Source organism: Paenibacillus sp. USDA918EY, assembly GCF_009870825.1.
GTDB lineage: Bacteria > Bacillota > Bacilli > Paenibacillales > Paenibacillaceae > Paenibacillus_AQ > Paenibacillus_AQ albilobatus.
The window spans coordinates 73,950-90,051 of the sequence record NZ_WTWY01000004.1 but is presented as its reverse complement, the minus strand read 5'-3'; the positions used below and the strand labels follow the sequence as shown (position 1 = coordinate 90,051).

General features: G+C 54.2%; 16 protein-coding genes. 5 read left to right on the top strand and 11 right to left on the bottom strand.

Features of this window, described 5'->3' with window-relative positions; all coding sequences use genetic code 11:
- Positions 1–37: 37 nt before the first annotated feature.
- From GQY55_RS10340 to GQY55_RS10330, 3 genes are all read right to left on the bottom strand, one after another.
- Positions 38–409 carry a hypothetical protein gene (locus GQY55_RS10340; protein WP_160040959.1) on the bottom strand — a complete coding sequence of 124 codons (372 nt, stop codon included), beginning with the start codon at positions 407–409 and terminating at the stop codon, positions 38–40.
- Between the two features lie 85 nt (positions 410–494).
- Positions 495–875: a VOC family protein gene (locus GQY55_RS10335; RefSeq protein ID WP_160040957.1), complete on the bottom strand. Its 381-nt coding sequence runs from the start codon at positions 873–875 to the stop codon at positions 495–497.
- A gap of 3 nt (positions 876–878) precedes the next feature.
- Positions 879–1,376, bottom strand: a complete 498-nt coding sequence (locus GQY55_RS10330; RefSeq protein WP_160040955.1) for a Crp/Fnr family transcriptional regulator — start codon at positions 1,374–1,376, stop codon at positions 879–881.
- A 180-nt stretch (positions 1,377–1,556) separates the two neighbouring features.
- Between GQY55_RS10330 and GQY55_RS10325 the strand changes: the two genes are divergently transcribed.
- Complete coding sequence (locus GQY55_RS10325; RefSeq protein ID WP_160040953.1) at positions 1,557–1,931, top strand: hypothetical protein; 375 nt, start codon at positions 1,557–1,559, stop codon at positions 1,929–1,931.
- A 176-nt stretch (positions 1,932–2,107) separates the two neighbouring features.
- On the opposite strand, the gene GQY55_RS10320 is transcribed toward GQY55_RS10325, so the two are convergent.
- The gene (locus tag GQY55_RS10320) at positions 2,108–3,577 is read right to left on the bottom strand and encodes an MFS transporter (RefSeq protein ID WP_160040951.1); all 1,470 of its coding nucleotides are present in this window, start codon (positions 3,575–3,577) and stop codon (positions 2,108–2,110) included.
- A 112-nt stretch (positions 3,578–3,689) separates the two neighbouring features.
- On the opposite strand from GQY55_RS10320, the gene GQY55_RS10315 reads away from it, so the two are divergent.
- Entirely contained in the window at positions 3,690–4,145 is a 456-nt protein-coding gene (locus tag GQY55_RS10315) for a MarR family winged helix-turn-helix transcriptional regulator (RefSeq protein WP_236575527.1), read from the top strand.
- A 154-nt stretch (positions 4,146–4,299) separates the two neighbouring features.
- Here GQY55_RS10315 and GQY55_RS10310 read toward each other — a convergent pair whose 3' ends face one another.
- The 6 genes from GQY55_RS10310 to GQY55_RS10285 form a co-directional block, all read right to left on the bottom strand.
- Positions 4,300–5,214, bottom strand: a complete 915-nt coding sequence (locus tag GQY55_RS10310; RefSeq protein ID WP_160040947.1) for a hypothetical protein — start codon at positions 5,212–5,214, stop codon at positions 4,300–4,302.
- A gap of 19 nt (positions 5,215–5,233) precedes the next feature.
- Positions 5,234–6,595, bottom strand: a complete 1,362-nt coding sequence (locus GQY55_RS10305) for a nucleotide sugar dehydrogenase (RefSeq protein WP_160040945.1) — start codon at positions 6,593–6,595, stop codon at positions 5,234–5,236.
- A 101-nt stretch (positions 6,596–6,696) separates the two neighbouring features.
- Positions 6,697–7,503 carry a response regulator gene (locus GQY55_RS10300; protein WP_160040943.1) on the bottom strand — a complete coding sequence of 269 codons (807 nt, stop codon included), beginning with the start codon at positions 7,501–7,503 and terminating at the stop codon, positions 6,697–6,699.
- Positions 7,504–7,620: 117 nt separating this feature from the next.
- On the bottom strand, positions 7,621–8,988 hold the full coding sequence (locus tag GQY55_RS10295; protein ID WP_201452132.1) for a glycosyltransferase family 2 protein: 1,368 nt from the start codon (positions 8,986–8,988) through the stop codon (positions 7,621–7,623).
- A gap of 43 nt (positions 8,989–9,031) precedes the next feature.
- Positions 9,032–10,228, bottom strand: coding sequence for a HEAT repeat domain-containing protein (locus GQY55_RS10290; RefSeq protein ID WP_160040941.1), 1,197 nt, complete (start codon positions 10,226–10,228; stop codon positions 9,032–9,034).
- Between the two features lie 122 nt (positions 10,229–10,350).
- Entirely contained in the window at positions 10,351–12,573 is a 2,223-nt protein-coding gene (locus GQY55_RS10285) for a hypothetical protein (protein ID WP_236575526.1), read from the bottom strand.
- A 680-nt stretch (positions 12,574–13,253) separates the two neighbouring features.
- On the opposite strand from GQY55_RS10285, the gene GQY55_RS10280 reads away from it, so the two are divergent.
- The 3 genes from GQY55_RS10280 to GQY55_RS10270 all read left to right on the top strand — a co-directional run bounded on the left by GQY55_RS10280 (position 13,254) and on the right by GQY55_RS10270 (position 15,614).
- Positions 13,254–14,498 carry a DNA polymerase IV gene (locus GQY55_RS10280; RefSeq protein ID WP_160040939.1) on the top strand — a complete coding sequence of 415 codons (1,245 nt, stop codon included), beginning with the start codon at positions 13,254–13,256 and terminating at the stop codon, positions 14,496–14,498.
- Positions 14,495–14,845: a YolD-like family protein gene (locus GQY55_RS10275; protein ID WP_160040937.1), complete on the top strand. Its 351-nt coding sequence runs from the start codon at positions 14,495–14,497 to the stop codon at positions 14,843–14,845. Before GQY55_RS10280 ends, GQY55_RS10275 begins: the two co-directional genes overlap by 4 nt.
- A gap of 94 nt (positions 14,846–14,939) precedes the next feature.
- Positions 14,940–15,614: an SOS response-associated peptidase gene (locus tag GQY55_RS10270; RefSeq protein WP_160040935.1), complete on the top strand. Its 675-nt coding sequence runs from the start codon at positions 14,940–14,942 to the stop codon at positions 15,612–15,614.
- Positions 15,615–15,717: 103 nt separating this feature from the next.
- Here the strand turns inward: GQY55_RS10270 and GQY55_RS10265 are convergent, their stop codons facing one another.
- Positions 15,718–16,101, bottom strand: a complete 384-nt coding sequence (locus GQY55_RS10265) for a cupredoxin domain-containing protein (protein ID WP_160040933.1) — start codon at positions 16,099–16,101, stop codon at positions 15,718–15,720.
- Between the last annotated feature and the right edge of the window lies 1 nt (position 16,102).

Sequence of the window (16,102 nt, the reverse complement as noted above, 5' to 3'; positions counted from 1 at the left end):
TTGGCCTTTCGCCGGGCCGATATCCCTTTTTTCGTGTTTATCCTCCCCCACCCCATTTTAAAAACATGGCAACTTTGCAGCACGTATTCAGCTGCCCGGACCCAAGCGTGATGCCGATCCCGCTCGGGGAAAAATCGGTCTGGACCGCTTCCGAAACGCCGATGGACTTCATCAGCCGGTCGACCTCCTCTTTATTGCCCGCTTGGGCGGCCCTCATGACCTGAACCGCAAATGAATGTTCGGACAGCTTGTTCAAAACCTTGTATCCATCTTCCATCAGCTTGTAGGTGTTCTGCAGCGATTGATTCAGTACGTCCGTTTGCACCTGCGGATATTCGCGGGCCCAGGCATAAACTCGGCGGGGATAAGGATAAGGCGCGTACCAAACCCAATACGGGGGGTAACCCATGGGAGTTACCTCCTTTCTGTATATCCGGTTAACCCATTATATGTGCCCGCGCCGGCTTTTGTGAGGTCCGCCCCTGCGCTTCATCCTAGCAGGCGAGCTCTACTTTGATCCGGTCCGGATCTTCGAAAAAAACCGCGTAATGCTCCGGTCCGCCGGCATAAGGATATCTGTCCTCGTACAGCAGCGGAATCCCTTTTTGCTTCAGCATGCGGGCCATCTCGTCAATTTGGTCGCGGGACTCCGCGCGAAAGGCCAAATGATTGAGACCTGTCGCCTTCCGGTGGTACGGGAGCTCCAAAAAACGCTCCTCCGTCTGCACGAACACGAGGTAGGTTTTTCCGTGCTTGAAGCTGAACCCCTTGTCCCAATCCTGATACGGCGCATAACCGAGCTTTGCCAGAAACCATTCCCAAAATTCCCGGCTTCGCTCCAAATCGGATACGTTGATTTCCACGTGATGCAGCATCCCTTAATGCCCCCTTAACAAACGGTTGATCGTCTCCCGCCGAACCCCGATCAATTGCCCGATTTCCTCCTGCGTCAGCAGGTCGGTGAAATGCACGCCATGCGAGTAATCGTTCAGCCATTCCGTCAAAAGCTCCAGCCGCTCCGCCGGCGTTCCTACGGTCAAATGATCCAGCCTTTTTTGCATGAATCGGACCTTCTCCTGCAGCAGCAGCGCGATTTCCAGCGCCTTCTCCGGATGTTCGCGCAAATCGCGGTACCAATCCTCCGCCAGAATCCGGTCCACCTCGCTGTCCATAAGGGCAATGGCCGACCCGTGGGTTTCCTTCGGAGTGATGAGGGAATGATGCGGAACCGTTTCGCCGGGGTACAATATGTTGAAAAGCACCATGTTTCCGTTTTTGTGAAGGCGCGTCACTTTAAACAGCCCGCTTTTGATATGATACAAATATTTCCCGCTATCCCCCTGACGGAATAAAATCTCTCCTTTATGCAAAATCATAAGATGATATCCTCCCCGGTTTCTTTTGGTCCGTGATGCCAATACCTTATATTATACCAAAAAAGCTCCGGCTCCATTTCAAAGATTTGGCTCTTGCCGGAATGCATGTCCTTCGCTTAATATGAGTATAATCAGAACATATGTTCCCGTCCTTATTCATGAATGCAAGGAAGTGTTCGCATGAAAGCATCCGCTCTTCCCCCTGCCCCGGACGAAGAAGATTCGCAGCTGGTCAAAAGCTACATGCTCCATGTCGTTCTGCTCGATGTTCTGGAGCGGGACATCCGCACGCTTGGCACTCTTGCCCTGAAGCTGCCGGACGTGTATATCCGCGGCTTGTCGGGCGTTCAGCAAAAGGCGATGCGGCGGCTGACGGAAATCCGCCAAGAGATGCGGAGCCGCGGCATCCGGGTATACGAGGAAAACCGGAGCGCCAAAGGGATGGAGGCTCTTTATTTATGCCGGGGATACCAGCGGCGTTTTTTTATGCTGTGGTCCTACGTCAAAGCGGAAACGGCCTGCGAGCTATGCGCTTATTTGGGAATCGGCATTTAGCCGGAATCGGCTCCGGTATATCTTTTGAAAAACAGATGTATAAAAAAAAGCCCCTGCAACCGCAGGGGCTCTTGAGCGTAAATCGGGCGTTGACCACGCCCGTTGATCGACATGCTGCGCGAAAAACGAACACACCCAGCGCCGCGGAATCTTCCTCGCCGGAAACGCCGTTTTATTTAATGCTTGGCAGCCGGTTGTTTAACCTGTTTGCCCGCTTTCGCCTGGTACATTCGCCAGCCTGTCAAAACCGCGGCAACAAGACATATACTCGCTGAAGTAATGAATACGGTGTGCATTCCGCGGAGGAAAATGTCCGGATGCCCGGGAACAAGCCCGGTCACGCGATGCCCCGCCTTGACGCTCATGACATGGAACAATATCGTCGTAGCTACCGTAATGCCGACGACCATGCCCACGTTCCGAACCAGCGAGTTCACGCTCCCTGCAGAACCGAGCTGGGTACGCGGAACCTGGGACATGATCAGGGAATTGTTCGGCGATTGGAACAAGCCGCTGCCGACGCCCAGCATTGCAATCCAAACGCCGACAATGACAAGCGAGCTGCCTTCATGAAGCCAGGCAAGCCCGAACTGGGCAATGACCATCACGATCAACCCGGCAAAGGTCAGGAGCTCGGAGCCGATTTTGTCGGACAAGGCCCCGCTTAGCGGCGCTACAATGACCATGCATATCGGGAATAACATCATCATAAAACCTGCCGAAGAAGGCGATAAATTCAGCATGTTCTGCGTGTAAAACGGCGCGATAATGTTGAAACAGAAATTCGCCGTGAAGACAAGGAATCCGCATAAAATGCTGACGGAAAACAGCGGATTTTTAAACAACGACAGATCCACCAGCCCGTTCGGACGATTCAGCTCGGCCCGTATAAACCACACCAATGCGATCAGCGCGGCTGCAAGCAAAACGATGATCCACAAATTGCCGTACCCCGCCTGTTGCCCGAGCAAAAGGCCTGCAAACAGCGTTATAATAAACACGGCGAACAGCGAGCTGCCGGGTACGTCGATCTTCGCTTTTACCCGGATCAAATCGGCCGGAAGCACCTTCCACCCCATCACAATCGCGATCAGCCCGATCGGCACGTTCACCCAAAAAATATATTCCCAGCCTAAAGACGAAATGATGATTCCCCCGAGGCTTGGTCCTGCAATGCTTCCGAGCGATACGAAAGTACCGATAAGACCGAGCGCTCTGCCCCGCTCCTTCGCCGGAAAAATATCGGTTAATATGCCCTGGCTGTTCGCCATCGTCATGGAGGCGCCCAAAGCTTGAATAACCCGCGAAACAATCAGCAGCGGCAGCGTGTGACTGAGTCCGCAAAACAACGAGCCGACGATAAATATGATCGTCCCGATTTTAAAAATGCGAATCTTGCCGGCGATATCCCCCAGCTTGCCGAAAAAAAGGATGAAGCAGCAAATCGCCATCAGGTACCCCGTCGTTACCCATTCGATCTGGGCGATCGGCAGACCCATCTCCTTGGAAAGGACAGGCAGCGCAATGTTCACGATACTCCCGTCCAGCGTGGACATAAAAGTAAATAAATTAAGAACAATAAGGATGATCCAACGTTTCTTCTGGATGTTTGCATCCTCTTGATACGTACGGTCCAATGAACTCATATGCGCCCTCCTGGTCGTAATATAAACCATTAGTTGCGCGCGCAACTAATTGACAGTAACAGTGTACCTCATATTAGTTGCGTACGCAACAGGTTTTAGATAAAATATTTTCATGAATCCATTTCATCAGGAAGAGGTGCCGCTTATGAAAGAACCGATCGGCAAGCTAATTTCATACCTTTACCGGCAAAACCAGAAAAGGCTGGCCAAGGAACTGGCTCCGTACGGCATCGGCAGCGGCGGACAGCACAGCTTCCTTAAGTCGATTCTGCACGATCCGGGCATCACCCAGGATCAGCTGACCCATCAGCTGAAATTCGATAAAGCGACGACGGCCCGCTCCATTAAACAATTGGAGCAGTCCGGATATATTATGCGCCAGCCCGATCCCAAAGATCGGCGCTCCCAGCTTTTGTTCCCGACAGCCAAAGCGAAGGAACTGCTGCCTGTGCTTCAGTCCATATTGGATGAACACAACCGGAAGATGGCCAATCATCTGACTCCGGAAGAAGTAGATCAGCTCGTCTATCTCCTGCAAAAAATTAGCCGGGATCACCCGGACGAATAAACACAAATGCAAATAACCCCGATTATCACGGGGCTGCATCACGTTGACGATATGAAATGAACCCTGTAAGCACTCTGGATCAGGGTCATTTCCGAATTTAAAAAAAGCGCATCCTATGTCTCCATAGAATACGCTTTTTCCGGTTGTCCTGATGTCAGTTGCTCATGCTGCTCCTCTCCCGCTTCGGATCCGCCGCGGCTATCTTTTCGAGCCAGGCTTCGTAATGGTGGATGGCCAGCCCCGCAAAGGAAACATGGGCTTCGCTGAGCCGGTAGGCGTTTTCCATCTCTTTTTCCATGACCGCGACCGGCTTTCGGAAAAAGCTCACATGGTCTCCCTCGTCCGTTTCTCCCAGCTCCATGCCGATCCAAACGGATTTTCCGAGCCTGTCGGCCTCGTTCAGCATCCCGCGGGACAACTCCACCATTTGGGACCCGCTGTCGCGGTAGGACATGACCGCCAAAGCATCGAAATGCTCCAGCATCCAGCGGCTTAAGCTGCCGCCGTCATCCATTTTGGTTTTTCCGAGCCAAAACGGGACCGCGGCGCTCATGTAAAGCCCGCCTTCACGCCCCATGTCCGTCCATTTCCGCATGTTCCGGCTCCACTCGTTCACCACGCCGGCCTGGTCGCGTTCCCAGCGCTTGAGCTGATACGGTTCAACGTCAAGCTGAATGCCGGCAAACCGTTCTTCCGCCGGAGCGGCGCGGTTATAATCGAGAACCCATTCGATAAATCGATCGGCTTCCCTGCGCTGTTTTTCGTACGCCCATTGCGGCCTGCCGTCCAAAGCATGCACCGAAATGCCGTCGTGGCGGGCTGCGGCGATAAAACGGCCGTATTGTTCCGCCTCCACGTTTTTCTGGATCTGCAGAAAGATCACGCCGACGCCCTGCTCCCTGCAGAAGTCGAGGACCTGCTCCGGATGTTCGATCAGCGAGGCGTCCCACAGCCAGGTTGCTTTTTGTTCTTCCATCGAAGACGATTTAAACAGGAAGGGCAGGAGCAGCAGGAAGCAGACAACCAGGACGAGGCGAGGTTTCGCTTTCGCTTTGAGCCGCTCTCCCATCCTTCCCCTCCTTACGGCATTAACCGATCAAAGCCATATTCGGCTCTTCGACATGCTGAACGGAATGTCCGATTTTATAGATATGGGGTTCGCTGAAATTTTTGAACGCGTTACGCGTATCCACGATCGGCACGCCCAGGGAGGCGATGTCGCCGTAATTCAGGCCGCTGTGGTTCGTGATGAGCACGATGCAATCATAGCTTCTGAACTTCTCCAAATCGTACGCGACGCTGTGGACCGTCTCCCCGTGCTTGTCGCGGAAGCTGGTTGCAAACGGATCGTAATATTCGACGTTGGCTCCGTTTTCCTTGTACAGCTCGTACACCTCGAGTCCCGGAGATTCGCGCAGGTCGCTGATGTCCGGCTTGTAGGCCATGCCAAGCACCAAAATGTTCGATTTTTTGATCGATTTGGCGTATTCGTTCAGGATGGTCGACGTTTTGCTGATAACGTAATACGGCATGTTGTCGTTTGTGGACTGCGCCAGCTCGATGAATTTGCTGTAAAAGCGGAAGCCTTTGGCTTTCCAGGACAGGTACATCGGATCCAGCGGAATGCAGTGTCCGCCGATGCCCGGACCGGGATAAAACGGCATGAAGCCGAAAGGTTTGGTCGCCGCGGCGTCGATGACCTCCCAAATGTCGATGCCCATGCGGTCGCACATCATCGCCATTTCGTTGATAAACGCAATGTTGACGCTGCGGAACGTATTTTCGAGCAGCTTGGACATTTCCGCGACCTTTGGCGTCGAGACCGGCACGACTTGCTGCACGTATTTGGAATAAAGGGCGACGCCAAGCGCCAAGCAGGCTTCGGTCGTTCCGCCGATGACTTTCGGCGTATTGAACGTATTAAAGCGAGCATTGGACGGGTCGACGCGTTCCGGCGAGAAGCAGAGGAAGAAATCCTCGCCCACGCGGTAACCGAGCGCTTCGATCTCGTACTGGATCAGCTCTTCGGTCGTTCCCGGATAAGTGGTGCTTTCCAGCGTGATCAAAAGCCCTTTTTTCATATGCAGCTTGATCTGGTCGACCACGCTCGTAATGTAAGACGTATCCGGATCCTGGTTTTCGCTGAGCGGCGTCGGAACGCAGATGCTGAGCGCATCGATCACCGTGATCATGCTGTAGTCCGTCGTCGGTTTGAAGCGGCCGCTTGCGACGCATGCCTTCAAATCTTCCGAAGAGATATCGGTGATATAGGACTCCCCGTGGTAAATCTTTTCGATTTTGGACGGGTCCACGTCAATGCCGATAACCGTAAATCCCTGCTTGACCATTTCGACGGCCAGCGGGAGCCCGACATAACCCAAACCTACGACGCCAAGCACGGCCTTTTTATTTTCGATTGCGTTCAACAATTGCTGATACTCCTGATTCACTAGCAATCAACCTCCGTATGATGTAGTTTTCGTTATGCTTTGGGAAAGCGAACGTCTTTTCAGCATGATGCGAAAGTCAAACCTTCCTCATCTTGCTCCATTTATTGAAAACACCGGTGTATGCGGGCATCCAGCTCGACCGGAGAAAATGGCTTGGTAATGTAATCGTCGACCCCATGCTGGAAGCATTGGCTGATCGTCCGTTCCACCCGCTGCTCGGTCAACACGACGATTTTCGGCGTGTTTTCCATCGGCAGCTGCTGGATTTGATTGATAAAGGGCAGTCCGTCGATGCCGTACAGATTCAGCTCGGTCAGTACGAGATCGGGCTCCCACTTTTCGATCAGCTCCAGCGCCGACGTGCCGTCGAGCGCCTCGAGCGTTTCAAACCCCTGCATTTTGAGGCGGATCGTTAGAAACTCGCGGATGGTGTCGTCGTTATCGACGATCAAAATGCGGCCGGGCTCCGAAACGGCTTCATCTTTCGTGAAGATATGAATGTCGGACGATTCGCTGAGCCTCGTGGACTCGGCCATCTGCCTCAGCACGCCCGGCGTCGGCTCCACCTGTCCCGGAAATGCGGTCAGCGTGATTCTCGGATCGGCATCCGGCAGCGTTTCCTCCAAATGCCGCTTGAGCAGCAGCGCCTGATAATGGGCTTTATCAAGCGTCAACCCCGGCAGCAAAATCGCCAGCGTGGACGTGGAGGCATCTTTCAGCACCTCGATCTCGCTTCCCGTTTCCTGCCGCAAAGATTCGCGCACCTGGTTTTCCAGCTGCGGCGAGTCTGTGCCAAGGTACAGGAACATGACGCCGCACAGCTCCCGGGAAGTCTTTTTAAGACGTTCTTCGAGGTTGTGATACATGCCCTCATGCTGTTCTCGTTCTAGTGTTACGGACTCTGGCATTATCGATTACCACCTTTCAAAGAATGTGAGTAAACCTCTATCAACCTATCTTCACGGAAGGGCAGACCGCGCGATGAGCGGGTTTCTTCCGGCACTGCTTGAATCGAATCACGCCGGTTAGGCAGCTTTGCTTTCTTCCTTCCAGCTTTGGCGCGTCATCGTTCCCCAGGAGTTATTTTTCCGGAGATACTGGATATGGCCCTGAACCCGCCACAAAATGCCAAGCTGATGGTACCCCACAAATTTGAGGGCCGAAAAGAGGAGCATTTTCCACAAATCGGAAAACTTCTTGTAACGGCGGAACGCGATCTCCTCCAAAATGATGGCGCCCACGGCCAGCAAGTAGCCGCTCAGGAAGTTCAGAAGGGTGAACGCCAGCAATATGCGCCAATGCGTCATATCCAAAAGCGTATATCCTATCAGAGCCAACAGGCCCGTGATTCTGAAATAAGGATTTAAGGTTTCGAACAGTACGTTGTACGGCATCGTAATAAGGCCCATGATCTTGTATTTCGGGTTAAACAGCATGCCGCGGTTTTCGATCATGTTTTTCAGATTTCCCCGGCCCCAGCGCATCCGCTGGTTCGAAATGATTTTGTACGTATCCGGCGCCTGCGTCCAGCAGACCGCCTCGGGGCAAAACGCCACTTTGTACGGCAGCTTATGGCTCAGCATGTACCGGTGAAGCTTGATGATGATGTTCATGTCTTCTCCCGGATAGCCGCCCCTGTAGCCGCCGACGGCAATGACGTAATCCTTCCGGAACAGGCCGAACGCGCCGGAGACGATGATCAGTCCGTTCATCCGGCTCCAGCCGATCCGTCCGCCGAGGAATGCTTTCAAATATTCGATGGATTGGAACATCGGCCATATTTTCCGCGGCAGCGACACTTTTTTGACCGCCCCGTTTTCGATCAGGCAGCCGTTGGCGATGCGGACGTCGCCGCCGATGGCCACCATTTCTTCCGGATTTTCCATGTACATCCGCGCCATCCGGATCAATGCATCCTTCTCAAGCAGCGAATCCGCGTCGATGGAAGAAATAAGCGGGTAATGCGAGAAGTTGATGCCGGCGTTCAGCGAATCCGCCTTGCCCCCGTTCTCCTTATCTATAATAAAGAGATGGGGATAATCGGGATTATGGTAAATGCCTCTCACGTTTTGCGTCTCGATGGTCCCCCGGATCTCGGGATTATGCATCTTTTCCAGCTTGAATTCCCGGATCAGCACGGAGAGCGTTTCGTCGCCCGATCCGTCGTTGATGACGATGACTTCGTACGTCGGATAATTCAGCGTCATAAGGCAGTATACGTTTTCGATGATCGTCAGCTCTTCATTGTAGGCCGGAACGAGCAGCGATACCGGCGGCACCAGTTCGGAGCCGGAAAGCGTTTGGTAGCTTGAATATTTGGCCCTTCGGGAGATCGTCCCGATGCTTCGGTAGGATAATCCCATAATCGCAAAGTACAAAATCGTGACGAACATGACATAATAGATCGCTACCGTGCCGTAGAACAGTAAAATCTCTCTAAGCAGTGTAATCTCCTCCTACCGCGGCTACGCCTGTCATTCGCTTGACCGGCTGCTTCACGCCGAAATACCGGTCGTAAATAAGCCGCTTTTTGTTGTACGCCACCATCTGCTCGATCGCGCTGGGCTTTTGCTCCGCTTCCATCACCAGCCCGATCCGGTGCAATGCGGCCTCGCGCTGGATTCCCGCTCCGGAAAGCGCGGCCTGGCACAGCGCTTCGAACCCGGCTTCGCCAAGGGCTGCAAGGCTTTCGGCGCTGTTGTGCCGCACCTTCCAGCTGGCGTCCTGGAGCGCCTTGACCAGCAGCGGGATGCTGCCCGCGGCATGGAGCTGCCCGAGCGCCTTGGCCGCTTCCGCCCGGACCTCCCAATCACGGTCGCTCATCAGTTTGACGATGGTTTCATCCTTAAGCGCAGGGTTCGTGCTGAGATACAGCTTGACGGCTTCGGCGCGCACATCCTTTTCTTCCGAGCCGACCAGCCTTCCGAGAACCGGCATGACCTCGGGAACCGCCTGCCCCCACATCGCCACCAGTCCGACCTTTACAAGCGCCGGGTCGGAATCGTCGAGCAGCTTCAGGAGGATGCTGCCGGCATCAAGCCCCGTCTCCAGCATGATGTCGGCCGCCAAATGGTGAATCGGCTTGCCGTGCGACAGCAGGATCCGCAGCATTTGCAGCAGGTCCTCGGGCCGCTGCGCGCTTTTGGCGATCGAACGCGCGACGATGATCAATATCGAGTTGTATTTGCCTTTTTGCAGCATATTCATCAGCCCCGGCACCGCTTCTTCGGCGCGCATGCCCCCGAGGCGGTAGGCTGCGGCAAGCCGGCGGCCGTACCGCAAGCTGCCCAGCGCCTTCAGATCCTCTTCGACGAACCCGGCTTCCCTGCAAAGCCGGATGAGCCGGGCACGGTAATCGCCTTTGAACTGCTCGATCCATTCGATGAATTTGTCCTGAATGACTCTCCGTTCAAGCGGCTTCAGCTTGCCGGGAGGCAGCTTCAGTTCCGCGTCGTCCCCCAGATGGGCCTGGATATAGACGAAATAATCATGGTGTTTTTGCTCGTAAAATTCCCTTCGCTGCTGCTCCCGGTTATTCGAGATTTTCATCAGAACCAGAAGTATGATTCCGGAACCGATCAGCCCGAGGCATACGTAGATGAACACATATGCAACGATTAAATGTGAGAACATGTTTGCAAGTCCTCCTCTTTCAAATGATTTCTTCCCTATCCTGTTGCCGCGGACTCTAACCGCAAGGAAGTGCTCCATGCGGCCCGTCCTCTATAAAGCGGGCTCCTGCCGGACCGCTTCGTTCATTTTTCGCCGGACAGCTCGGCATACACTTTTTTCATCGCGTAATAGCTCTGTTTCAGCTGCTCGCTGTAATGCACCGTATCCCACGGCGCCCATGTGTATGGGGCGATCTCCTGAACGTTCAGCGTCTCCGCCGCGCCGCCGGGCCAACTGACCTTGCTTCCGCCTTGCTCGACGAGCCACGGAATGAGCCGGATGCCGTCCGTTTTGGCGGTGCTGAAGGCGCGTCTTTCCTTAAGCGGGCTGTAATCGATCACCTGCAGCGAGCTCGGGTCGGCGAAGCCGAGAAGCATCCACGGAATGCGCATCTCGATTTCATTGCCGCGGTACTGCCATGAAGTCAAGGAATCGAACTCGGGCTTGCTGCGGTCCGTCGTCCCTCTTTTCAACATGCCGATCGTTTTGTCGATAAATGGATGCGCAAACCGCGTATCCGGCGGATTCATCTGCAGGCTGATCGCCAGCTTCCACGGATGGAACGGCTTGTCCTCTCCGGATTTCGTCTCCGGCAGCATCCAGTAACCTTCCTTCCCGTAAAGCCGGGCGTGAAAATCGTAGTCGGCGGCGATTTCCACCTGCGACTCCGCGTCTTTCCCGATTTCGATCAGCGCCTCCGGCGCTCCTCCCACCAGCTTTTTGCCGGGAAGCTGTGCCGCGGAAGGCTGATTTCCGCCCGTGATCGTGTCGGCGCCGATATAAAGCTTGGTCGTTTTCGGGTCGAAGTTCTTGTCCAGCCGGACGCCAAGATAGAGGTATCCTTCATCATGCGTCATCATCATGTCCCGGATCCCTTGCACCTTGCCCTGCCAATGCTTCACTTCGCCTTGCGGCAGCGCGTCCCAGTCGCTAAGGCTGCCGTCGATCAAAATCTGCTTTTCCTTGCCGGGAAGCATTCCGAGCACGCCGAACATTTTTTCGTTCGTCAACACGTTGATCCAGTAAGCGCGGCGGTCTGCCGGAATTTCGAAAGGCATCGTATTCCAGGTTTTTTTGAACCACTCGTCCTGCCACATGAACAAAATGGCTCCGGCATAACCTTCGTCGTAAATGTCCCGGGTGAGCGAAGCGTCGATTTCTCCCTGCTTCTGCTCGTTATGCCCGCCCTGGTCTCTGCCCCCGGTGCCGAAGTGGGAAACCCCTACCGACGACGGCACCCCATACTCGGTAATCATGACCGGCATGTCCTTGAACTTGGCCTTCAGCTGGCGCAAATAAGCTTTGTACGTATTGAAATTTCCCTGCTTGTCCTTGATCGTTTGCAGCGTGGAATCGGTCCGGAAAAAATCCGGGTAGTACGGATAAGCATGGTATGCGGCGAAATAACCGCCTTTCCAACCGGTAGGCTGGACATGTCTCGCATCCACGCTGACCATGTCCTCTTCGAACAGCGGCTCCCCGGGATGGGTGAGCACGTCGGTCGTGACCCAGTTGGTGAAGGTTACCGGATGCTCCCACCCGTACTGCTTTTCCTGCTGCGCGGTGTAATCAAGCAGGTCGGCAAGCCAGTTTTCGAACGGAGTCGCGTCTTTCGTGCCGGAAAAATACTCGCCCTTGTAGACCGGAACGTCGCTGTGCTTCTCGTTGGTGTTTTTGACCATTCCCGGGTCCCATTCGGTTCCGACATGCCAAGCCATCAAATATTTGCCCGCGTTGGCCTTGTACTCTCCGCTGGCGGCTCCCTGTTTCGGCGCAACGGCTGCGTCGCCGTATACGGCGGCCACCGCTTTTTTGATTTCGGCCTTGAACTGCCCTTCTATATCGTCCGCATAGGCGTCCTGCCGTTCGATCAGCTCTTCTTCCGGGGACCAGATGCCCTGAATGAAGTATAAGGGATCGCCGCCCTTATCCTTGTTGTATTTCACAAGGGCCGAATAGAACACGGGCTGATGTACCGTGTATATGCGGATGACGTTGGCTCCCATGTCGTCGATCTCTTTGAACCACCGAAGATAATCATCCTCCGTGGCCGGAAGCTCTCCCGGAAAATGTCCCGGGACGGTAGCCCCCAAATTTACGCCCTTCACAAACATTTCCTTCCAGCTGCCATCTTTTTCATAGCGCATAAAACGGTCGCCTTCGGTTTTAAATGTGAATCTGGTTCCATCCTGATCCTTATATGCCGTGACCGGCTTGTTGTTTACCGCAAAACCGGCAACAATTCCCCCGGCAATGAGAACGGCGGCTGCTGTGATCCAGATGATTAGTGTTCTGCGTGTGATCATCGCCTAAAAGTTCTCACCTCGATTTCTTTGGCCTTTTTTCTGGCCCGGCATTCACAATTTTTGTCATAATTCAATTCTTAACGATGTTTTCGAATCTGTAAACTAGGCTGCTGGAAGGAATTTTCAGAACCTGGCGACCTATCCCGCAGCGATGCCCGAGCCAAATCATCGGCGGCTGCCGACCATGAACGCCGGCTTTGCCATAGATCGATAAATGGCCGTATGATTCCCGGCTTTAAGCGGCGAGTGGTTATGTATACGTCGAATAATTGCTAAAGTTGTGGCCGTTTTAACATCTTTATCCATAAAGATTACAAAATTGATACCTTAGACCGATAAAGCAGCGGCCGCAAACCCGCATCACGGCAATGTTCTTTGAAAATATGACAATTTTGAAAATAAGGAAAGAGTCCCGTATGGGACGGAGGGTCCTAATATACTTTTGAAATGGATAATATTGGATATAACTGGCATGACTATCCGGTTATTTTTGAAGGACGGAAGTCGCCGTTTCCGCTTCGTTTTGACTAGGAATAATTGAATAGTTAAGTCTGAAATGTAATGAAAACGGAGAAGGTTTTGCAAAATAATTCCGGTTGAAAAGCGCATATTTCTCCGTTATTCTTATAAAATAAGAACATATGTTCCTGTTTAGTTCCAATGGATAAGGAGCGAGTCCTATGGTCGAGTCGAAAAAACGCATCATTATGCTGGCCGACTGCCAGTCCTTTTATGCGAGCGTGGAAAAGGCGGCCCATCCCGAATACAAAGACGAGCCTTTGGTTGTATCCGGAGACCCGGCCCGCAGGTCCGGCATCATTTTGGCCGCATGCCCGCTTGCCAAGGAATACGGCGTCACGACGGCGGAGCGGCTCGGGGACGCGCTTCGGAAATGCCCGCATCTCGTCGTCGTCCGTCCGCGCATGGCGGAATATATCCGCGTATCCCTGCATATTACGGAAATTTATCAGTCTTTTACCGACCTGGTGGAGCCGTACAGCATCGATGAGCAGCACTTGGACGTGACCGGCAGCCTCCGGCTGTTCGGAACACCCGATCAAATTGCCCGGCGGATCCAAAACCGGGTGAAGCAGGAAACGGGGGTGTACGTACGGGTCGGCATCAGCGATTGCAAGGTGCTCAGCAAGATGGCTTGCGATATTTTCGCCAAAAAGAAACCGGGAGGCATCTTTACGCTGGAGCGAGAAAAATTGTCCGAGACGCTGTGGCCCAAACCGGTGCACGAAATGTTCATGGTCGGCTCGCGGATGACCCGTCATCTGTACAAAATGGGCATCCATACGATCGGAGACCTGGCCCAAACGCCCTTGCCCCGGCTGACGAAACGCTGGGGAGTCAACGGCGAAGTGCTGTGGCGCATTGCCCGCGGCATGGATTCTTCCCCCGTCACCCCCCACAGCCAGCTGCAGCAGCAAAAAGGCGTCGGTCATCAAATGACGCTTCCGCGCGACTATACGGATTGGAAGGAGCTTCGGGTCGTGCTTCTCGAGCTGTGCGAGGCGGTCGGCCGGCGCTGCCGGGAAAAAGGGCTGATGGGGTTCGTCGTCAGCGTGGGCTGCCAAGGGGCCGATTTTGACCATCCCACCGGTTTTTCGAGGCAAATGAAGCTCCCGGACCCGACGAACATTACCGATGAAATTTATGCTGCCGCCTGCCAGCTGTTCCAGCGTCATTGGAACGGCCTTCCGGTCCGGAAGGTCGGGATTGCTTTGTCCGATCTCCGTCCGGATTCCCTGGTCCAGCTGACGTTGTTCGGAAACCGCGACCGGAAGCGGGATTTGGAGCGGGCGACGGACGACATCAAAAGCAAATTCGGCGAAACCGCGATTCTCCGCGCATCCTCGCTTCAGGCATCCGGCCAGGCGCGGGATCGCTCGCTTCGGATTGGAGGACATTACAAATGAGCAAAAAGCTTCAAGGAAACGGATTATTCGAATCGTCCCGGATGATGCTGCCGGAACACCGGGAGGCGTACATCCGCCATCAACAGCGGCTCGTGCACCGCAAGCCCCCGCTAATCGACCCGCAGGCCGAAGAGGAAATGGCCGCGACGCTGACGGCGGCGTTATATGGCGGTTCGCCCGTAACGATTACATTGTTCGGCGATCCCGAAAATATCCGGCTTACGGGCACGGTGCTGCAGGTCGATCCCTTCCGCCGGCAGATTCGCCTGAAAGAAAATGAAGACGATCATCCCCAATGGATTCGTCTGGACCAAATCATCGGCGTAGTGGCGGAATCGGACATCTAGCGGTACACTAAAGGAAAGAAGGCCGGCAAGTCCTTCGTTGCCGCTAAGCTAACAAACTTCGAAGGATGCCGGCGATGAGGAGGAGAGATGCCGTATGTGCGGACGTTTTACGCTGATCGTATCGCTTGAAGAACTGCTGCTCCGGTATGAGCTCGATCCCGGATATGCCGTGCCCTACCACCGCCCGCAGTATAATATTGCGCCGACGCAAATGGTTTTATCCATCATCCATGACGGAGCCCGTCTCCGGCTTGGCGAGCTGAAATGGGGGCTCGTACCGTCCTGGGCCAAAGATCCCGGCATCGGAAACCGCATGATCAACGCCAGAAGCGAAACGCTGCAGGAGAAGCCGGCCTACCGGATCCCTTTTGAACGCAAGCGGTGCCTTATTCCGGCTGACGGCTTTTACGAGTGGAAAAAAACGGACGGCGGCAAACGTCCTTACCGGATCAAGCTGAAAAGCGGCGATTTGTTCAGCATGGCCGGCCTATACGACATTTGGGTGCAGGAAGACGGCACCAAACTCGCGACCTGCACGATTATCACGACAAGCCCCAACGAGCTGATGAAGCCGATTCACGACCGGATGCCGGTCATTTTGCGTCCGGAAGACGAACTGCGCTGGGTCAAACGCGGAGCCGGAAACCCGGAGGAGCTGCAGCAGCTTCTCATGCCGTATCCTGCCGACGAAATGGAGGCTTATCCCGTAAACGCCGCCGTGAACTCCGTCAAAAACGATTCGCCGCTATGCATAGAGAAAAGCTCGTAACATCCTTTTGGCGGCGCGGCAAACGGCATCATCCAAAAACAAAGACCGTCCCACAGCCTAAAACAAGTTGTGGACGGTCTTTTGTTGTAGAGCTTCCGCATCATTATTCTACGATAATTTTACCGACCATGTTGTCGTGGCCGGCACCGCACATAACGGAGCAATGGAACTCGTGTTCCCCGGGTTTATCGGCCGTAAATTCGGCGGACCCGTCCTTTTGCAGATTGACGTTAAAGTCGGAAATTTGAAGGCCGTGAGCGCCTTCTTTATTGACAAGCGTAATTTTGACCTTGTCGCCTTTTTTCACCCGGATTTCGGCAGGCTGGAACTGAAAGTTGGTAGCCGTAACCTTAATGTCCTGGGCACCGCCCGCTCCGCCGGTGGCCGTGCCGGTCGTGCCGCCGGTGTTTTTATTGGTTTTGCTGCCGCAGGCGCTGAGCGCAAACACGAGCAGGAGCGTGAGTCCTAAAGTCATCCACTTCTTCATG